The sequence below is a fragment of the Sphaerobacter sp. genome (genome assembly GCF_019683595.1).
In the GTDB taxonomy this organism is placed as follows: domain Bacteria; phylum Chloroflexota; class Chloroflexia; order Thermomicrobiales; family Thermomicrobiaceae; genus Sphaerobacter.
Genome location: NZ_JADGHZ010000023.1, coordinates 16222 through 33979, shown reverse-complemented (window position 1 = coordinate 33979; position 17758 = coordinate 16222). Strand labels below are relative to the sequence as shown.

The 17758-nt window shown below is 68.0% G+C and carries 15 protein-coding genes; 5 read left to right on the top strand and 10 right to left on the bottom strand.

What is annotated here, in order from left to right; all coding sequences use genetic code 11:
• The coding region (locus IRZ30_RS04580) for a superoxide dismutase (protein ID WP_294083416.1) at positions 1–208 on the top strand (208 nt) is incomplete at its 5' end.
• Positions 209–325: 117 nt separating this feature from the next.
• Here the strand turns inward: IRZ30_RS04580 and IRZ30_RS04575 are convergent.
• From IRZ30_RS04575 to IRZ30_RS04550, 6 genes are all read right to left on the bottom strand, one after another.
• Positions 326–1090, bottom strand: a complete 765-nt coding sequence (locus IRZ30_RS04575; RefSeq protein WP_294083414.1) for a hypothetical protein — start codon at positions 1088–1090, stop codon at positions 326–328.
• A gap of 71 nt (positions 1091–1161) precedes the next feature.
• Positions 1162–1617, bottom strand: a complete 456-nt coding sequence (locus IRZ30_RS04570) for a DUF488 family protein (RefSeq protein ID WP_294083412.1) — start codon at positions 1615–1617, stop codon at positions 1162–1164.
• Entirely contained in the window at positions 1614–2108 is a 495-nt protein-coding gene (locus tag IRZ30_RS04565; protein ID WP_294083410.1) for a DUF488 family protein, read from the bottom strand. The genes IRZ30_RS04570 and IRZ30_RS04565 overlap by 4 nt, the downstream gene beginning before the upstream one ends.
• Before the next feature lie 648 nt (positions 2109–2756).
• Positions 2757–4493: a tannase/feruloyl esterase family alpha/beta hydrolase gene (locus tag IRZ30_RS04560; protein ID WP_294083408.1), complete on the bottom strand. Its 1737-nt coding sequence runs from the start codon at positions 4491–4493 to the stop codon at positions 2757–2759.
• A gap of 493 nt (positions 4494–4986) precedes the next feature.
• On the bottom strand, positions 4987–6456 hold the full coding sequence (gene ftsH, locus IRZ30_RS04555; RefSeq protein WP_294083406.1) for an ATP-dependent zinc metalloprotease FtsH: 1470 nt from the start codon (positions 6454–6456) through the stop codon (positions 4987–4989).
• A gap of 422 nt (positions 6457–6878) precedes the next feature.
• Positions 6879–8423, bottom strand: a complete 1545-nt coding sequence (locus IRZ30_RS04550) for a gluconokinase (protein WP_294083404.1) — start codon at positions 8421–8423, stop codon at positions 6879–6881.
• 97 nt (positions 8424–8520) lie between these two features.
• On the opposite strand from IRZ30_RS04550, the gene IRZ30_RS04545 reads away from it, so the two are divergent.
• Complete coding sequence (locus IRZ30_RS04545; RefSeq protein WP_294083403.1) at positions 8521–9921, top strand: amidase; 1401 nt, start codon at positions 8521–8523, stop codon at positions 9919–9921.
• Between the two features lie 99 nt (positions 9922–10020).
• Here IRZ30_RS04545 and IRZ30_RS04540 read toward each other — a convergent pair whose 3' ends face one another.
• Both IRZ30_RS04540 and IRZ30_RS04535 read right to left on the bottom strand, forming a co-directional pair.
• Positions 10021–10713, bottom strand: coding sequence for a sulfite exporter TauE/SafE family protein (locus tag IRZ30_RS04540; RefSeq protein ID WP_294083401.1), 693 nt, complete (start codon positions 10711–10713; stop codon positions 10021–10023).
• A gap of 84 nt (positions 10714–10797) precedes the next feature.
• A complete protein-coding gene (locus IRZ30_RS04535; RefSeq protein ID WP_294083399.1) occupies positions 10798–12060 on the bottom strand; it encodes an MFS transporter in 1263 nt (420 codons plus the stop codon).
• Positions 12061–12347: 287 nt separating this feature from the next.
• Between IRZ30_RS04535 and IRZ30_RS04530 the strand changes: the two genes are divergently transcribed.
• The 3 genes from IRZ30_RS04530 to IRZ30_RS04520 are packed head-to-tail and all read left to right on the top strand — an operon-like array spanning position 12348 to position 14706.
• Complete coding sequence (locus tag IRZ30_RS04530) at positions 12348–12563, top strand: hypothetical protein (protein WP_294083397.1); 216 nt, start codon at positions 12348–12350, stop codon at positions 12561–12563.
• The gene (locus IRZ30_RS04525) at positions 12560–13042 is read left to right on the top strand and encodes a cytochrome c oxidase subunit II (RefSeq protein ID WP_294083395.1); all 483 of its coding nucleotides are present in this window, start codon (positions 12560–12562) and stop codon (positions 13040–13042) included. Before IRZ30_RS04530 ends, IRZ30_RS04525 begins: the two co-directional genes overlap by 4 nt.
• Positions 13042–14706, top strand: coding sequence for a cbb3-type cytochrome c oxidase subunit I (locus IRZ30_RS04520; RefSeq protein WP_294083393.1), 1665 nt, complete (start codon positions 13042–13044; stop codon positions 14704–14706). The genes IRZ30_RS04525 and IRZ30_RS04520 overlap by 1 nt, the downstream gene beginning before the upstream one ends.
• Before the next feature lie 103 nt (positions 14707–14809).
• Here IRZ30_RS04520 and IRZ30_RS04515 read toward each other — a convergent pair whose 3' ends face one another.
• Both IRZ30_RS04515 and IRZ30_RS04510 read right to left on the bottom strand, forming a co-directional pair.
• Positions 14810–15925, bottom strand: coding sequence for a hypothetical protein (locus IRZ30_RS04515; protein WP_294083391.1), 1116 nt, complete (start codon positions 15923–15925; stop codon positions 14810–14812).
• A gap of 505 nt (positions 15926–16430) precedes the next feature.
• On the bottom strand, positions 16431–17714 hold the full coding sequence (locus IRZ30_RS04510; RefSeq protein ID WP_294083389.1) for a glucose-1-phosphate adenylyltransferase: 1284 nt from the start codon (positions 17712–17714) through the stop codon (positions 16431–16433).
• Between the last annotated feature and the right edge of the window lie 44 nt (positions 17715–17758).

Here is a 17758-nt window from a genome sequence, read left to right as displayed (position 1 = left end):
GTGGCGCAACGGCAAGCTCGAGGTCATGAGCACGGCGAACCAGGACAGCCCCCTGATGGACGGCCTCTACCCGATCATGGGCCTGGACGTCTGGGAGCATGCCTACTACCTCAAGTACCAGTACCGCCGCCCGGCCTACGTCGAGGCCTGGTGGAACGTGGTCAACTGGGACGAGGTCGCCAAGCGCTTCGCCACCGCGAAGCGCTAGGCGCACCACCCCACGCAAATACCGGCGGGAGGGCACATGCCCTCCCGCCTGCCTTCGTGAAGTGCGGCCAGCGCACCCGCCAGTCGGTCCATCAGCATGTGGATGACTTTCCGGCGCTCAGCCCAATTCGCTCAACGCCGCGTAGTACTCAGCCCACGGTGCGTCCAAATAGCTTGGAAACGTGTAGACACCGGTGACCATCAGATAGCAGCGACGGCCGACGCCGGGGCCTGGCTCAAACGGCCGACTCAAGCCAATCCGCAGGAAGATCTCCTCCGCATCGTTCAACCGCTCTCGTACGCGAATCGCTGCGAGATCGCGACGGCCGCTCGTGCGCTCCCAAGTACGACGACAGTGCTCGCGAAATGCCACGTCGGTAACGCGCAGGCGATAACTCATTCCGGTCGAATCGGCAAAGCCGAGTGTGAACTGATCGCGGCCACGATCCTCGTCCCGGTCGAGATCGAGCCAGGTGATCCTCGACACACGTAGCGTACCCAGTGAGGAATGTCCTTGCCCAGGCAGGATGTAACGTCGATCGACGATTTCTGCACCAAAGAGATCGGTGACGGAACCACGGCACACCCGTCGAAGGAAGGATTGCGCCTCAGGTTCTGGTAGACGCCGAACGATGCGGATCCGTCCGGTGCCGTCGATCAGCCGATCCTCGGTATGCGGTGGGCGAGGGGTGTGCTTAAGGAGGTTGATTTCCACCTCCGTCAGAGGTTCAACGAAGTTCCCCGACTCGTCACGAAGGTACGCCCAAGGAATTCCACCGCCTTCCGGCAACACTGGTCGTGTGGACCGCGCTCCCACGTAGCCCGCGATACAGACGCCGGAGTCCATCGCCGCCACATCGGTGACAATCAGCCGCTCGCGCATAGACCTCCCCTCCCACGATAGCGGGCGATTCGTTGCGAGCGACATTGACAGAAATGCCAATGCCGCGGTGCCTATAGGTGCACGACTCGAAGTTCAGGCCATGCGCGTTGCAGGTACTCAGCGACCAGGCGGCGATGACAGTGCTCAGGGGTCGCCTCGCTGCATAGCAGGCAACAGATCTTGTCCGTGAAGAACGATCGGGAGAGGTGGTCAAGGATCCGGCGCTCATCCAGCAGCGACAGGAACCGAGGCTCGTACGCCGCCCATCCACCACCGCCAGGTTTCATCGTCGCTCGGATCTCTGGCGTTGGAGCCAGGATTTCAAGGTGATGGTACTCAGCACCCAGGATCAGACGGAGGAAGTAAATAAGGTCGTCCCGCTTGGAAAATCCAGCCAACTGGGAGGTGTTGTTGGCTCGCACGTCGATGAGACGAGCCACGCCATGCTCGCGGAGCGTCTCGAAAAACGATTCGGCGCTCCGTCGGGTGAATCCGATCGTATATAGCGGCACGGTCTCAGTCGTCATCCAAACAACCTCGCCTGGACGGCTAGCGGGTGTGCGGGCTCAATGCGCCCGTCCCCGCGGATATGCAGCACGGTGAGTCCCCGGCCCAGAAGGGTCTGTGCGATGAGCTTGTGCCGGTGACAGTGATTGGGATCCTCTTCGCTGCACATGATGGCCGTGCGCGCGGTGGACGCATACTCGATCACCCGCTCGATCCCAGCCTGATACCACGCCTTTTCCGCGATCTTCTGGTAATCGACCTTTCCGAGCTCGTCGTAGCAGCCGGGGTCAGTAGGACGCCCACCGAGGTACTCACCAGCAAAACGGTATCGTATGCCGGCGTCGCTCAGCGTTTCTTGTAACGCCTCGCGGTTGAAGTGAGGAGAGTAACGGCTATAGGGCGCGCTTCGGACATCGATGAGCACTTCAATTCGATGCCGACGGAGAAGCGCAATCAGTGCCGACGCGCTCTGATTGCTGTGTCCGATTGTATAGATCGTAGGTTGACTCATCTATCACTCCTGTTGCGCACGTACCAGTATACGTGAGATGCGCTGAAGAGCACAGCCTCCAAGTCAGAGCACGCACGGGGTGTGCTCCAAGCACATCGCAGGGATGGACGACACCAGGGCGGTTCGGCGCCCAGGAATGGACTGTGGCACCTCCGGTTGGATGACAGGGCGCTTGGTGTCTGAGTGTGGTGGATGGAGGCGCCGTGGGACCCATAAGCGAGTGCGACGCAGTGCTGGAATCGCTGCTCCCGGCGGAGGACGGGATGATGGGCGGCCAACAGTACCAGGGGCGATGACAGAAACAGTCCCCCAGAGGTGTCAGCTCGGTGGCAAGCTACAACACGCGGGAACTCCCGTGCTAACGACAGGGCGACTAACCGGTCACGATATACCCGGAGGTCTCCCCTGGGTAGTGTCCAGCCGAAAGCGTCAGAGTCCAGCGAGGGAGGGCATATGCCCTCCCGCTTGCATTTCTCGCTGTGTGCTCGGGGGACGTCTCGCACCCGAGAGGCCGCGCCCGATGCCTCGGTGCCCCCAGAAGAACACGCCCCCGGCAGGCGCCGGGGGGTCCTGGCCAGACTTGCCACTGGGCCGCATCAGGCGGGGCTCACCCCGTCGCTGCCGAGGGCACGTCATCACGGTCTCGGGTTAGTTGCTGCCCTTGCCGGCGCCGAAGCCGCGGAACCCGGGCGCCTTCGTGCACGTGAAGCTCGCCGCGTCGTACGGGTCGCCCTTCATGTACCGCGGCCAGTTGGGATAGAGGCAGGCCGGCATCGTCCGCACCACGGTGTCGCCCTGGCTCTGGACCATCACCAGATCCTCGCCCGGTGCCTTCCCGTGCTCAACCCAGTCCGTGAGCACCGAGACCCAATCGACCCGAGAGGGGCCGTTGTTGCCGCCGTGGTCGGCGCCGGGGGACACGTAGAGCCGCATGAACTTGTCCGTCTGCCCCTTGCCCAGCGTCTCGACGACGCTCTCGTAGTACTGGATCCCGGCCCACGGGTTCCGCCCGTGGTCGCCCAGGTACTCGACCAGGATCAGCTTGCCGCCCCGGGCGTGGAAGGCGGACAGGTCCGGATCGGTCGCGTCCACGATCGCCGAGACGTGCTCGATCCGCTCGCGCCACCGCGGGTCGTTGTGGTCGAAGTCGTAGGTCTGGAAGGCCGGATCCTGGGCGATGAAGAACCGGACGAACTGCGCCCCGTAGTTGACGATCCCGGGACCGCCGGGGTTGGGACCAGGGTTCTGGACCGCGGGCGGGGGAGCACTGCCCATCACCCATTGCGGCCAGCCGCCGGGCATGTCTTCGTTGCCGATCGTCCATGCCGGATAGGCCGTCACGCCGTTCGCCAGCGGGAAGTCGAACTCGAGCGGCGACCGCAGGGTACGGACGGCGGCGATCTGCGCGTCGGAGAGGCAGTGGTCCCCGGCGTCGGTACCGTCCGGGCAGCGGAGCACCGCCGGGTCGAAGTCCTCGCAGTCGGCGTACTTCGCGACCAAGCCATCGACGAGGCCGTCGCGGCCGTCGCACAGCGCGCGCACGGCGTTGGCTAGCAACGAGATCTTCGCGGAATTCATCCAGCCGCCGTTGATCAGCGGTGCGCCCATGCGGTTGCCGGCGATCTGCAAGCCGGTGAAGCTGAGGACGGGCACGACACTCAGGACACCGTCGTAGTCCTCGGGGAACCGCTGGGCGACGGTGACCGCCTCGCGACCGCCCTGCGAACTGCCGACAAAGTAGGTGTAGGCCGGTCCGCGGCCGTAGTGAGCAGTGATGATTGTCACGGCGACGTCGCGCGTCTTCTTCAGCGCGGCGTAGCCGAAGTTGACCATCGCTTCTTCATTCAGCGCGAAGCTCGCATTGCCCCCTTCATGCCCGGAGTCGCTGCCGAAGGTGGCGAAGCCGCGCGCCAGCGGTACCGGCGTGCCGGGCGGTGCACCGGGCGCAGCGCCGGTCCCCGAGACGACGGTGCCGTTGTAGCCGCCCCCACCGAAGTGCATCGCCGAGCCGTTCCACTCAACCGGGAGGTTGACGCGGAACCGGATGTTCGGCGCCGTGGGATCGACCGGGCTGATGATACCTTCGACGCGGCAGTACGGAGGCAGGCTGCCGGTCGCCTCCACGGCGACGGCCTGCTGCACGGTCGCGCCGGTCGTGGGCAGGCCGATCTCCTCGGCGGGAATCGTCATGCCCGCGAGATCCTCGCAGACAATCCCCTGCGCCTGCACACCCGAGACACCGCCCACGCTCGGGAAGATACTCGCCGCAAGCAGGAGGACGACGGCCATCAGCAGCGAGGAACGACGGCGCCGGCCCGATTGGCGAAGCCGCCGCAACGCCCCACGCTGCGGAGCGGACCGCGCTACGCTTCCGGCGTCTTGCATCAGGCATCCCCCTTTCCCCTCGCCGAGGCGCATCTCCGTCGTGCGGGCAGGAGAAAAGCCCTCATCACCCCTGGCCAGACGTGCCGGCACCCCCGCCGGCGACGCGTGAAACCCGGAGCCACCGCCCGACCTAAACGGCAACCAGTCCAAGTCGGGACGCTTGACAATCGGCGCCCTTCAGACCGAGATGCGGCCTCGTCTATCTCGATGAACCACCGACATCGAGTGCAAGAGAGCGAGACACAATAAGCAAGTTGTTGGCGCTCATTCTGCCCGTGCAGATCTAGTTTGTGAATGCGATCGAGTGCGCAAGGCGGTCATAGTAGGGAAGCATGATATGCGTCACCGCGGCTTATCAGCCTTTCCTCGTGCCCGTCGGGCGCATGAGACGAGAACGCGCCGCGCCCGAGGACGCCTCGCGGTGCACAAGACAACGCCCCTCTCCCAACATTGGGAGAGGGGCCGAGGGTGAGGGCCGTTGTAGGAGAGCGGGTCAGTTCAGCGACGCACGAACCGGGCGGGGGCCGAGGATCTCCGCGAGGCGGGCCTCGTCCAGCGTCTCCTCGGCCAGCAGCGCGGTCACCAGCGCTTCCAGTCGATCCGACGCGTTGGCGATAGTGCGGCTGGCCAGCTCCAGCGCCTCGCTCACCAGCGCCGAGACTTCCTCGTCGATCGCCCGGCTCGTCTCCTCCGACACGGGGCCGTGCGCGTCGAAGGCGCGCCCGCGCAGGCTCTTGCCCATGCCGTAGGTGGTCACCATCGCCTGCGCCAGCGCGCTCGCCTGGCTCAGGTCGCCGGACGATCCGGTCGTCACTTCACCGTAGCGGTGCTCCTCTGCGGCGTACCCGCCGAGTAGGACGGCCAGCCGGTCGAGGAACTGGCCGCGCGTCCAGAGACGCCGGTCCTCATCGGGCGCCAGCACCGTGGCGCCGCCCATCTGGCCCCGCCCGAGAATCGTCACCCGCCGCGGCGCGTCGGCCGAGGCGAGCTGGTGAGCCACCAGCGCGTGGCCCGCCTCGTGGACGGCGATCGTCTCCCGCTCGCGGGCACTGAGAGCCCGGCTCCGGCGGCTCGGCCCAGCGATGACCCGGTCCACCGCCTCCTCCAGGTCGGCCTGGGTGATCTCATCGCCGCCGCGGCGGAGTGCCAGCAGCGCGGCTTCGTTCAAGGTGTTCTCCAGATCGGCACCGGAGAGTCCCACGGTCCGCGCGGCCAACGCGTCCAGGTCGACATCGGCCGCCAGCGGCTTGTCCTGCGCGTGAACCCGGAGGATCGCGGCCCGCTCGGCCCGGTCCGGCAGCGACAGCTCCACGCGGCGGTCGAACCGTCCCGGCCGAAGCAGTGCCGGGTCGAGGATGTCGCTTCGGTTGGTGGCGGCGATCACGACGACCGCCTGGCGCGGCTGGAAGCCGTCCAGCTCGACCAGGATTTGGTTCAGCGTCTGCTCATACTCCTGGTGGCTCTGACTGTCGCCCCGGCGGCGGCCGATCGCGTCGATCTCGTCGATGAAGACGATGGCAGGCGATGCCTTGCGCGCGGCGGCGAACAGGTCCCGGACACGCTTTGCGCCGACGCCGACGTACACCTCGACGAACTGCGAGGCCGACATCGCGAAGAACGGCACGCCGGCCTCCCCGGCCACGGCGCGCGCCAGCAGCGTCTTGCCGGTGCCGGGCGGTCCGGCCAGGAGCACCCCGCGCGGCATCCGCGCCCCCATGCGGCGGAAGCGCTCGGGATCGCGGAGAAAGGTCACGATCTCGGCGAGCTCCTCCTTGGCCTCGATCAGCCCCGCCACGTCGCTGAAGGTCGTCTCCGGCCGCTCGACCGCGGTGACGGAGTCGCTGCGGCCTCGCCCGAGCGATCGCTGCTGCCACACAGCCAGCCCGACGGCCACGGAGAGCGACCCGAGAGCCAGCAAACTCTGCTGTAGTGAGCCGCCGGGGCGCACCGGTCGCGGATTCACACGTGGTCTCCTCTCCTCAACATACTCCTCCGCGCGAGCGCACGGGAAGGCACGGGTGCGCACTCAACACGGCCGGGTCACGCGAGCACACCCACCGGCTGACACGATGCCCGTTGTGGCGGCGATGGGTCCCCAGGCGCTCGGCGCGGTACCTCAGAGCTTAGTCGCCGTTGGCGGTCGGTGACAAGCGGTCAGCGGTAATTGGGACCTCTCGCCCACGCGGAAGTCAACGCTTGTTGCAACGATGTACGGGACTACGGGTCGCGGAGCCGCAGGCTGGCCGCGTCTCCTCCCCCCCCGGGCGAATAGCCTACCGAATATGGTTAATGAATCGCAAGGTATCCGGGCGCGCGTCACCGCTCCGCGAATGGCGCGGCGCATCCGGCTACTGAAAACGGGCGAAGGAACGCCTGCTTCTCACCTCATCCGGCATCGGCGATGAGGCGGCGGTACAGGCGTTCCTGGCGTGCGATGGCGGACTGGTAGGTGTGATGCCGGTCCGGGTCGGGATCGTACCGGGCCGCAGCGGGAACTGGCCCGGCCGCGATCCGATCCAGCAGGTCGGGCTGGCCGCCGACCTCCCGCGGCAGGCGCGCCAGAGCCATCAGCGCCGCGCCGGTCAGCGACGCTTCCGGCGCCGCTCCGGCCAACAGCGGCCGGCCGAGCACGTCGCTCAGGATCTGGAGCCAGATCGGGTTCCGCAGCAGCGCGCTGCCGCTGGCGATGATGGTCCGCTCCCCCGGAGCCGCGGCATCGAGCAGCCGCGCCACCAGCGCGACGCGGTAGGCGACCGCCTCCATGGCCGCGCGCAGAACCGCGACCGGATCCGTGTCGAGTGTGAGCCCGGCCAGCGCCCCACGGGCGTGTGGCTCCCAGCCGGGGCTGCGCTCACCCGCCAGGAGCGGGAGCCAGGTGAGGCCGTGGCTGTCGGGCGGCATCGCCGCGAGCGCCGCATCCCGCTCCGGCGGGTCGGGCAGGCGGAAGCGCGTGCACACCCAATCGTGGAGGTTGCCGCCCTCGCTCAGCGCACCGCCCAGGAGCACGTGCCGCGCGTCGAGCCGGTAGAGCCACAGCCCCGGCGGGGGCGGTACCGGGTCGCCCGCCCACAGCAAACGCAGCGCCGCAGTCGTTCCAATCGTGATCGCCAGCCGCCCACGGCCGATCGCTCCCGATCCCAGGTTGGAGCAGGCACCGTCCCCCAGGGCGGGGAACCAGGCGGCACGCGCCAGCCCCGGCCACCGTGCCGCGAACGTCGGGCGTAGTCCCACCACCGGCTCGTCGCTGATGGGCGAGAGGTCGTCCGAGGTGATCCCGGCGGCGTCGAGCGCGTCCGGGTCCCACGTCAGGCGGGCCTGGTCGAACAGTCCGGTGCCGGACGCCATCGAGATCGAGCAGGTCGCCTCACCGAGGAGGGTCAGGAAGAGGTATTCGCCGAAGGAGAGCCAGCGATGCACCCCGGCGGCAAGTTCAGGCATCGCTCGCTGCAGCCAGACCAGCTTGGCCAGGGGGTAGCTCGAGTGGAGGACCGTGCCGGTGCGGCGATGGTGGCCCTCGCCATCGAGCGTCTGGCGCAGGTGTGCCGCGGCCCCGGCGGCGCGGGTATCGGCCCAGGTGTAGACCGGCGTTCGGGCGCGCCCGTCCCGGTCCACGCCCATCAGGCTGTGCCAGAAGGTGGAGACCCCGACCGCCTGCACCGAGGCGTCCGGTGCCGCGGCGAGCGCGCCGTCAATCGTCGCCGCGACCGCGTCAACGAGCCGAGTCGGGTCGAGGGTTGCCCCGCCGTCAGGCGTGGTGTCGAGACGGTAGGGTACCTGGTGGAGCGTCCCGGCGAGGCGACGGCCGTGGGCATCGAACAGCGCCGCGCGAGTCGACGACGAGCCGATGTCGAGCGCCAGCACCAACGGCGGCTCCGCCCGCGCCACGTCGATCTCGCCCGGCCCCGCCGCCCAGTCGATCACGCCGCTCATCCTAGCCTGCTCCACACCCGGCGCGACCGCCCTGCGCCGGTGCTACAATCGCCCTGCTGCTCTCCCTGCGGATCGTGCCATCTCGAGAGGATACACGATGACGAGCGGCGATCTGAGCCTGGCCGATCTCACCGCCTCCGAACTGGCGCACGCGGTGCGCGCCGGCCGCGTAACCCCGGCCGCCGTGGTCGAGCACTTCCTGCAGCGTATCGAGGTCATCGATCCGCGCGTCGGGGCATTCGAGGTCGTCCGGCGCGAGCGGGCACTGGCCGAGGCGGAAGCGCTCGGCACCCGCGACGACCTGGATCGCCTCCCCCTGGCAGGTGTGCCGGTCGCGATCAAGGACAACACCGATGTTGCCGGTGAGCCGAGCCGCTGGGGAACGCCGCTGATGTCGGCCGAGCCGCGACCGGGCGACGACGAAGTGGTCCGCCGCCTGCGCGCGGCGGGCGCCATCGTGCTCGGGAAGACGCGCGTGCCGGAACTGAGCGCCTGGGGCACGGCCGACGGCCCACTCGGCGCCTGCCGCAATCCGTGGGACCTGTCACGGACCGCAGGCGGATCGTCGGGCGGGAGCGCCGCCGCCGTGGCCGCCGGGATGGCGCCGCTCGCACTCGGGAGCGACGGGCTCGGCTCGATCCGCATCCCGGCCGCAGCCTGCGGCGTGGTCGGCGTCAAGCCCGGCACCGGCGTCGTGCCGGCCGGCATCGGGGTGAGCAGTTGGCTCGGCATGGCCGAGCACGGGCCGATCGCGACGACCGTCGAGGACGCGGCGTTGATGCTATCGGTCCTCGCCGACCGCCGGAACCTCGCCACCGTCGCGCCGCCGGATCGGCGGTTGCGGGTCGCCGTCTCGACCCGTGCGCCGATGGCGGGTGTGTGGGTCGATCGGGAGTTCGCCGCCGCGGCGGAGGAGGTGGGGCAGATCCTGGCACGTGCCGGGCATGACGTCGTACCGGCCGACCCGCCGTACACCCTTGGCGTCGTGCTGGACGTCTCCGCGTTTTGGTGTGCGGCCGTGTCGGAGGAGGCCGAGCGGGTCGATGCGAGCCGGCTCTCCGCCCGCACCCGCCGCCACACTGCGGTCGGCCGGCTCCTGCGCCGCCTCGGCCGGGTACGCCAGGAGGCACGCGACCAGTGGCGGGCGCGGCTCGCCCCGTTCTTCCAGGCGTTCGACCTGCTGCTCACACCGAGCCTGGCACGCCTGCCGATCGCCGCCGATGGGTGGGGAGAGCGCTCATGGCTCGCCAACGTGTACAGCAACGCCACCTACGCCCCCTTCCCCGCGGCGTGGAACTTCGCGGGCTACCCGGCCGCGACCATCCCGGCGGGGCTCCACTCCCGCGCCCTGCCGCTGAGCGTCCAGCTCGTCGCCCCACCCGGCGGCGAAGCACTCATCCTCTCGGCCGCCCGCCTCATCGAAGAGGCCCGCCCCTGGCCGCGCCACGCCCCGATCGCCATGACGCAGCAAGAGTTACCGGCGGGCCTGTCCCACTAACACGACCGTGGAAGCGCCGGCGACTTGCCGCGTCCCCATGCGTAGCCCCCTCTCCCAACGTTGGGAGAGGGGTCGAAGGTGAGGGCCGCTCCCCTCGGATCACGCGCCGATCAGCGCGATGAACCCGGAGACGGCGATGACGCTGAGCGCGACGGTGCGGAAGATCCGCTCCGGCAGGCGGCTGGCGAGCCGCACGCCGAGGTAATTGCCGAGCAGCGCGGTCGGCAGCCACAGGGCACCAGTGGGGAAGAGCGATGCCAGCTCCACCGCATTCCGGTTGTGCAGCAGCACGAGCGTCATCCCGTTCGACAGGATGAAGAAGAGCGCGAGGTCGGCCAGGAAGCTCATCGGCGCGGCACGCTCGCGCGCCATCAGCAGCGCCGGCGGCACGCCGTTGAGCGAGGTCGTGGCGCCGAGGAAACCCGCCGCCACCCCGGCCAGCAGCGGGGCGCCCGTCCGCGAGGAGACCGGCGCCCCGCCGCGCGCCAGCCCCATCGCTGCCAGGATGACGATGAGCCCGGCCCCTCGCCGGATGAAGGCAGGGTCAAGCCGGGTCAGCGCGATTGTCCCCAGCGCCAACCCCGGCAGGCTGCCCAGGGTCAGCAGCCAGACACGGCGCGGCGTCAGATGGGCGCGCAGGCGCACGGCGACGGAGATACGGGTCAGCAGGCCCAGGGTGAGGTTCATCGCCACGACGAAGGGCAGGGAGAAGCCGCCCGCCAGCAGCAACGGGGTGCTCACCAGGGAGAACCCGAAGCCGGTGGCACCCGACAGGAATCCTGCGAGCAGCATCACCAGCGCGCCGAACCCGACCAGCAGCAGGTTCCCGTCGGCGATGGCTCTCCTCCCTCCCCACGTGATAACCGTCGGCCGCTATCAGTCGCCATCGCCGAGCTGGACGGCGGGCGCGCTCGCGCGCATCGTGCCGCCCATGCGGTCGAAGAGCAGTCCCCCGAGGCCACCCACAATGAGCACGCCGATCAGCGCCGGCCAGAGCAGCAGCGGGGAACTCGACCCGAGGATGGCGCCGCTCCCCCACGAAGCGACGCCCCAGGCCAGCCCCCAGGTGACGCTGCTCCCCGCCAGGTAGCGACCGCGCAGGCGCTCCGGTGCCAGCTCCACCACCAACACGCCGGTGGTCGGCATGAAGAGCATCTCGCCCACGGTGTAGATGATGATCGCGGCGAAGGGGAGCAGGCTCAGCCACGGGCTGGCACCGATCATGGCGTAGGCCACGACCCAGAAGAGCGCAGCCACGGCGAAGGTCGTCCCGCGCCCCCACCCGCTGATCCGCGACGCGACCGGGATCTGCAGCGCGACGACGATGACCGTGTTGATGGCGAAGAGGAGCCCGATGACGGCCTCGCTCACACCCGCTTCCTTGCGCAGGAAGGGCGGCGCGCTGACCTGGAGTTGGGTGAACGCGGCGAGCAGGATGAACATGACGACCTGGCTGAGCAGGTAGCGGCGGTCGGCCAGCACCTCGCGCCAGCTTCCGGCGTTGGCCGATCCGGCCCGTGGGCTCGGGGCGGCGGTGCGGGGCCGGCGCACGAGCGTCACGATCATGAGCGCCGCCACTGCGATCCCCGCGCCGCTCAACAGGTAGAGCACCCGATACTGGGCCAACGTGCCCCCGGCGACGATCAGCCCGCCCAGCAGGCCCCCGGCACCGATGCCCAGCGCGTTGGCCACCCGCAGCAGCGCGAACATCTCGCCCATCTGGTCCATCGAGACCATGGAGGTCGCGAAGGTGTCCGACGCGGGCCAGTAGAGCTGGCTGGCGCACCCGTGCAGCACCATGACCAGGAAGAAGAGCGGGGGCGTGGTCGCCAGCGGGAAGCTCGCCGTCATCACCGCCACCCCGACGATGGTGGCGATCAGGACCAGTCGCGCTCCGAGCCGGTCGATCAGGCCGGCGACCGCCAGCGTGAAGACGACGCCGACGATGGCGTTCACGAAGATCCCGGCGCCGACCATCCCCTCACCCAGGCCGACGATCTGGCCGAAGAAGATGACCAGGAACGGCGTGGTCATGCCACGGGCCGTGAAGAGGATGAAGTTGACCACGGCGAGCAGCCAGAGCGAGCGCGGGAAGCGCCGCACCGTGCCCCGGACCCAGACGATCGCTCGCTCGTACATGCCCTCCCCCGACCGATGGATGACGCAACCGGCGGCTCCTATCATGCCCGAAGCAGCGCCACATCGCCATCGTCCGCCGCCGAGCGCTTGCTCCCTTATTTCCCCCGACACGGTGGGCAGAAATCGCAACGCTGGCACGATTCTGGCAGTCGAGCCGCCATTAGGGAGAGATCGGCCGATCCACCAGTTTGCCTCGTTGGGCGTAACCACACGGGGGCTTTCCGGTACCCACGATTTGCGGCATGGCGGGGAGTACTCCGGATACCCGCCGGGGAAGGGAGCATCCCATGTCCGACCAACCATCCGATCGCCCCGATGCCGAACAACGCCAAGAAGCGCCTGAGCGTTCATACGCCGGACCCTATGAGACGGGACCCCTCGGTGAGCCGATCGACGAGCCGATCCCGCGGGGAACGCTGATCCTGCTTGGCCTGTTCCTCGTCGTGCTCGTCCTCCTCTGGTTGTACGCCTATCTGGCTGTGTTTCACCGGGGGGTCTCATGATCAACCGCAAGACGCTGCTCGAACTCGGCTGGATCCTCCCGAGCATCGCCATCCCGGTCGGCATGTTGGTGGCGGTGATCGTCAGCGCGTTCGGCATGATGATCCACGTCCCGAGCGATGAGGGCACCATCCTGCCGGCGGCCATCGACAGCACACCGCCCTTCGACCAACCCGGAGTTCTGCGACAGGTCGGCCCCAACCAGTACGAGGTCGCCATCGTGGCCCAGATCTGGGTGTTCAATCCCCGCGAAATCCGCGTGCCTGCCGGCGCCGAGGTGACGTTCGTGGCGACCAGCCGGGATGTCATCCACGGCCTCGACATCGAGGGAACCAACGTCAACGTGATGCTGATTCCGGGCCGCATCACGCGACAGAACGCGATCTTCAAGGAGCCCGGAGTGTACCGCTTCGTCTGCCATGAATACTGCGGCGCAGGCCACCACCTGATGTTCGGACAGATCATCGTGGAGGAGCCGTGATGGCCACCGTCAGTACCGAGATCAACCCACAGCTCCGCACCGTCCATCGGCTGACCGCCGCGTTCATCGCGGTCGCCCTCGTCAGCCTGGCCATCGCCAATGTGCCCGCCCTCTTCCAGGCCTTCGATCGCGCAGGTTTCAACCTGTACCCCTATGCCCGCCCGGTAATCCGCACCTACTATCAGGGGTTGACGATCCACGGGGTGCTGAACGTCCTGGTCTGGACGATTTTCTTCCTCAGCGGGTTCTTCCCCTTCGTCACGGTCTACGCGCTGGGCCGGCCGCTGGCCTCCATGCGGCTCGGCTGGATCGCGTTCTGGGTCATGCTCGGCGGGCTGGTGCTGGCTGCGATCCCGATCTTCGCGAACACCGCCACGGTTCTCTACACGTTCTACGCGCCGCTGCAGGCCTCGCCGGCCTACTACATCGGCTTGACCCTGGTCGTCGTCGGCACGTGGCTCATCGGATTGGACATCCTGCTGACCTGGCGTGCCTGGCGCCGCGAGAATCCCGGCCGAGTTACGCCCCTGGCGGTCTTCGGCACGCTCGCCACCTACGCGCTGTGGACCATCGCCAGCATCGGACTGGCGGTCGAGATGCTGTTCCTCCTGATCCCATGGTCGTTAGGTATCGTTGACACGGTCGACCCGCTGCTCGCCCGGACGCTCTTCTGGTTCACCGGCCACCCGATCGTCTACTTCTGGCTCCTGCCTGCTTATGTCTCGTGGTACGCCATGATCCCGCGTCTGGCCGGCGGCCGGCTGTTCAGCGAGCCGATGGCACGCCTGGCCTTCCTCTTCTTCGTGCTCTACTCGATCCCGGTCGGGCTGCACCACCAGTTCAGCGACCCGGGCATCGGCGGCGGCATCAAGCTGCTTCACACGTTCATGACCTTCGCCGTCTTCTTCCCCAGCCTGCTGACCTACTTCAACGTCAGCGCCTCCATCGAGACCGCAGCCCGCCTGCACGGTGGAACCGGCTGGGTCAAGTGGGTTCGCAATCTACCCTGGGGAAACCCGGCCTTCACCGGCCAGGTGATGGGCATGTTCCTGTTCGTCCCGGGCGGGATCAGCGGCCTGACGAACGCGTCCTACAACGTCAATCAGGCGATCCACAACACCACCTGGGTCGTGGGGCACTTCCACCTGACCGTCGGCGGGGCCGTCACGCTGACCTTCATGGCGACCACCTACTGGCTGATCCCGTACTTGACCGGTCGGGCACTCTGGGGTCGTCGCCTGGCGGTCGCCCAGCCGATCATCTTCTTCGTGGGCATGGCGATGTGGTCCGAAACCATGCACCGCCTCGGGCTCGAGTCCATCCCCCGGCGCACGTACCTGTCCCAGGCTCCCTGGTTCGAGAACGAGTGGGGCCTGAACCGGATCCTGCTCCTCATCGGCGGCCCGACCATGTTCGTGGCCGGCGTCCTCTACTTCGTGATCATCATCATGACGCTGGTCGCGTCGCGCGAGCCGGCGCGGGTGGAGGTGCCGCTGGCGCGGCCGGGCGAGGAAGGCAGCCACGAGCAGGTGCCGAAGCTGCTCGATAGCTGGCGGCCGTGGCTGATCGGCTCCGTCGTGCTAATCGCCATCGCCTACCTGCCGGTGTTCACCCACCTGCTCCGCAACATCTCCTCCGTGCCCGGTTTCGCCGGAATCTGGTGACGCTCGCGCGAACGGCACGGAACCGCCCGGGCCACGTGAGGCTCGGGCGGTTCTTCGTCTGCTGGACAGATACTCCGGTACGACCGTACGGAGCGACCCGACGCTAGCGGAGGTCCAGATCCTCCCACAAGACCTCGGCCACCCGGAAGGGATCGCTCGACACGACGCTCGCCGCGTAGAGCTCCATCGCGCCGAAGTCGGACGTGCGGTTCAGCGGATCGCCCCGGTCGACCAGGCGGACCACGACCGGCATGCCGCTCCAGTCCTCATCGGTTTCCACGAGCGGCGGCATCCAGATGACCAGGTTGAAGGACACGACGTTGAGGCGCTCAACCAGGCAGCGGAGCGCCTGATAGGCCACACGCACGAGGTCGTCGTCGACCGCCTTGGCGGTCAAGACGACCTCCTTCTCCTTCAGCGGGACCAGGTTCGCCATGACGCGCACCGAGCCCACCTCGGCCGCCAACCCGAGGGACTGGTGGGCGAGGAAGAGGTCGTCGAAGTACTCCGTGCCGTACTCCTCGCGGTACACCAGCGTCGCCCGCCGGGTGTTCTCCACCTTGCCGTAGTGTGCCCCGCGGGTCAGGCTGACCTGGGCGTGGCCGTGCGGGATGGACGCCCCACTCTTCCAAAGGCAGTTCCACATGAAGAAGGGATAGACCGCGCTCGGGTCGATCTGGTGCGCGGCCTCGAACCACCGCTTAGCCACGCGCACCGCGTCGACCACCAGCGCCTCGGTGAATGCCAGCGGGTCATGCTCGTCGAAGATGACCACGCCGTGGAGCCCGTCGTATTTGGCGATGTTGCTCGCGGTGATGGTGTGCTCGCCGCGGATGCGGCCGAACGGATCGGCCGGCGTGTTCAGCTCCGGCTCGCAAAACGGGTCCGGCGCCGTCTTGGCGATCTCATCCGCCAGCTCGGCCGGAATGCGCGCCTCCAGCGGGCGACGCGCGCGGATGTCGTTGAACAGCGTCTCCTCCAGCGTCAGGCGGTTGGTGACTTTGACCACCTTCTGACGCAACACCGCCTCGACCGAGCCGAAGTACCGCTCGATCCAGCGGTTCATATGCGCCGGCGGGTCGAGCTCACCCACGGTCGACACCACCCGGAACAGGCGGTCGAACCGCTCACGCTCCGCCTCGGGCAGCGCGGCGACGATGTCCACCAGATCGACGATGCTGCGCTGCGCCAGCACGGGCCCCTCGGAATGTGCCTCCATATGTTGTTCTCGCTTCCTCATCTTCATCACGCGGTCGACCGGACCGGCTGCGTAACCGGGGGGACGTGACACGCGTGCCGACCTCCGCCCGGTCCGATCCGCCTGACCGCGTGCTAAGCACGACACACCGGCCGCAACGGTCGCCATGCCCAGAACGGCCGGGTGCTCCAATACCGTACCGCAATCATCTGGCCAACCCGGGTCTGTTCATTGTAGCGAACAGATGCAGCCCGGTCCGGCGCGAGGCGCCACCGCGTCGGTGGCATCGTCCCCCATCCTCGTTTGCGAAGCGCGCAACTCTAGCGCGGACCTCTGCCGACCGGGACGCCCCCATCGTCCAACTATATCAGGATGGCTCACGGCGGGCCGAGGACGGCTGACATTCACCATCCACAAGCAGGGTGCTGGCTGGCGACCTGCGTCCGCGGTGGGTGATACGAGGGGCTCGACGCTCGGCCCGTGCCCGGGGCTAGAGTCGCCGGACACACGCCACGCGCGGGGATCCTCACGACCAGAACGCCGCGACGCGGGGGTCGATCGTGTCACCGCTGGGGATCTCGTTCGTGGGGAAGTCGGCCTCGGTCACGTCGGTGCCGATCAGCACGTTGCGGCCGATGCGGACGTTGGACGGCACGATGGCGTTCCGGCCGACAATGGTGATCCCGGTGTTGACCCGCTTCGGTTCCAGCCAGTTCGGCGTGTAGTCGTCGCCGTAGCCGAGGTAGGCGCCCGCTCCGACCCGAACCTCTTTGTCGATGATGCAACGGTCGATGACTGCACCCGGCCCGATCACCGCGTCGGTCATGATGATGGAGTCGCGCACGACGGCTCCCTCGTGCACCACCACGCCGGGCGAGAGCACCGAGTGCTCCACCCGGCCGCGGATGATGATGGCGCCGTGGGAGATGAGCGAGCGCGAGACGACCGACCCGTCCATGATTTTGGCCGGCGGCCGCTCCTCGCTGCGGGTGTGGATGCGCCAGTTGGGGTCGTAGAGGTTCAGCGCCGGGACGTCCTCCAGGAGCGCCATGTTCGCCTCCCAGTAGGACTGGATCGTCCCGACATCCTGCCAGTAGCCCTCGAAGCGATACGCGTAGGCCCGCCCGTGATGGATCAGGTAGGGGATGAAGTGGTGCCCGAAGTCGGTCATCTCCTCCGCGTAGGTCGGGCTGCGGAACAGGTCGAGCAGCACGTCCCGCTTGAAGACGTAGATGCCCATCGAGGCCAGGTTGCTCCGCGGCTGCTCGGGCTTCTCCTCGAAGTCGATGATCCGCCCCTCGTCGTCGATCGTCATCAGCCCGAAGCGGGAGGCATCCTCCCACGGAACCGGCTGGACCGCGACGGTCACATCGGCATCCAGGCGGCGGTGCTGCGCCACCATCGGGCGGTAGTCCATGGCGTAGACATGATCGCCGGAGAGGATCAGCACATCCGTGTACGGCTTGCGCGTGACGAAGAAGAGGTTGTGGTAGATGGCGTCGGCCGTCCCACGGTACCAACCGGACTGGGAGCGGCCCAGGTAGGGCTGGAGGATGACGACGCCGCCGTTGCGCTCGCGGTCGAGATCCCACGGGCGGCCGTGGCCGATGTGCTCGTTGAGCGAGTGAGGCCGGTACTGGGTGAGGACGGCGACATCGAAGTAGCCGGAGTTGACGCAGTTGCTCAGCGTGAAGTCGATGATGCGGTACTTTCCCGCGAAGGGAACAGCCGGCTTGGCGCGCTGGCGGGACAGGATGCTCAGGCGCTCGCCCTGACCGCCTGCGAGGATCATCACGGCAACATCTACCATGGCCCGCTCCTATCCCCCAGGTGATTTCGGCGTGCGTCCGCCCG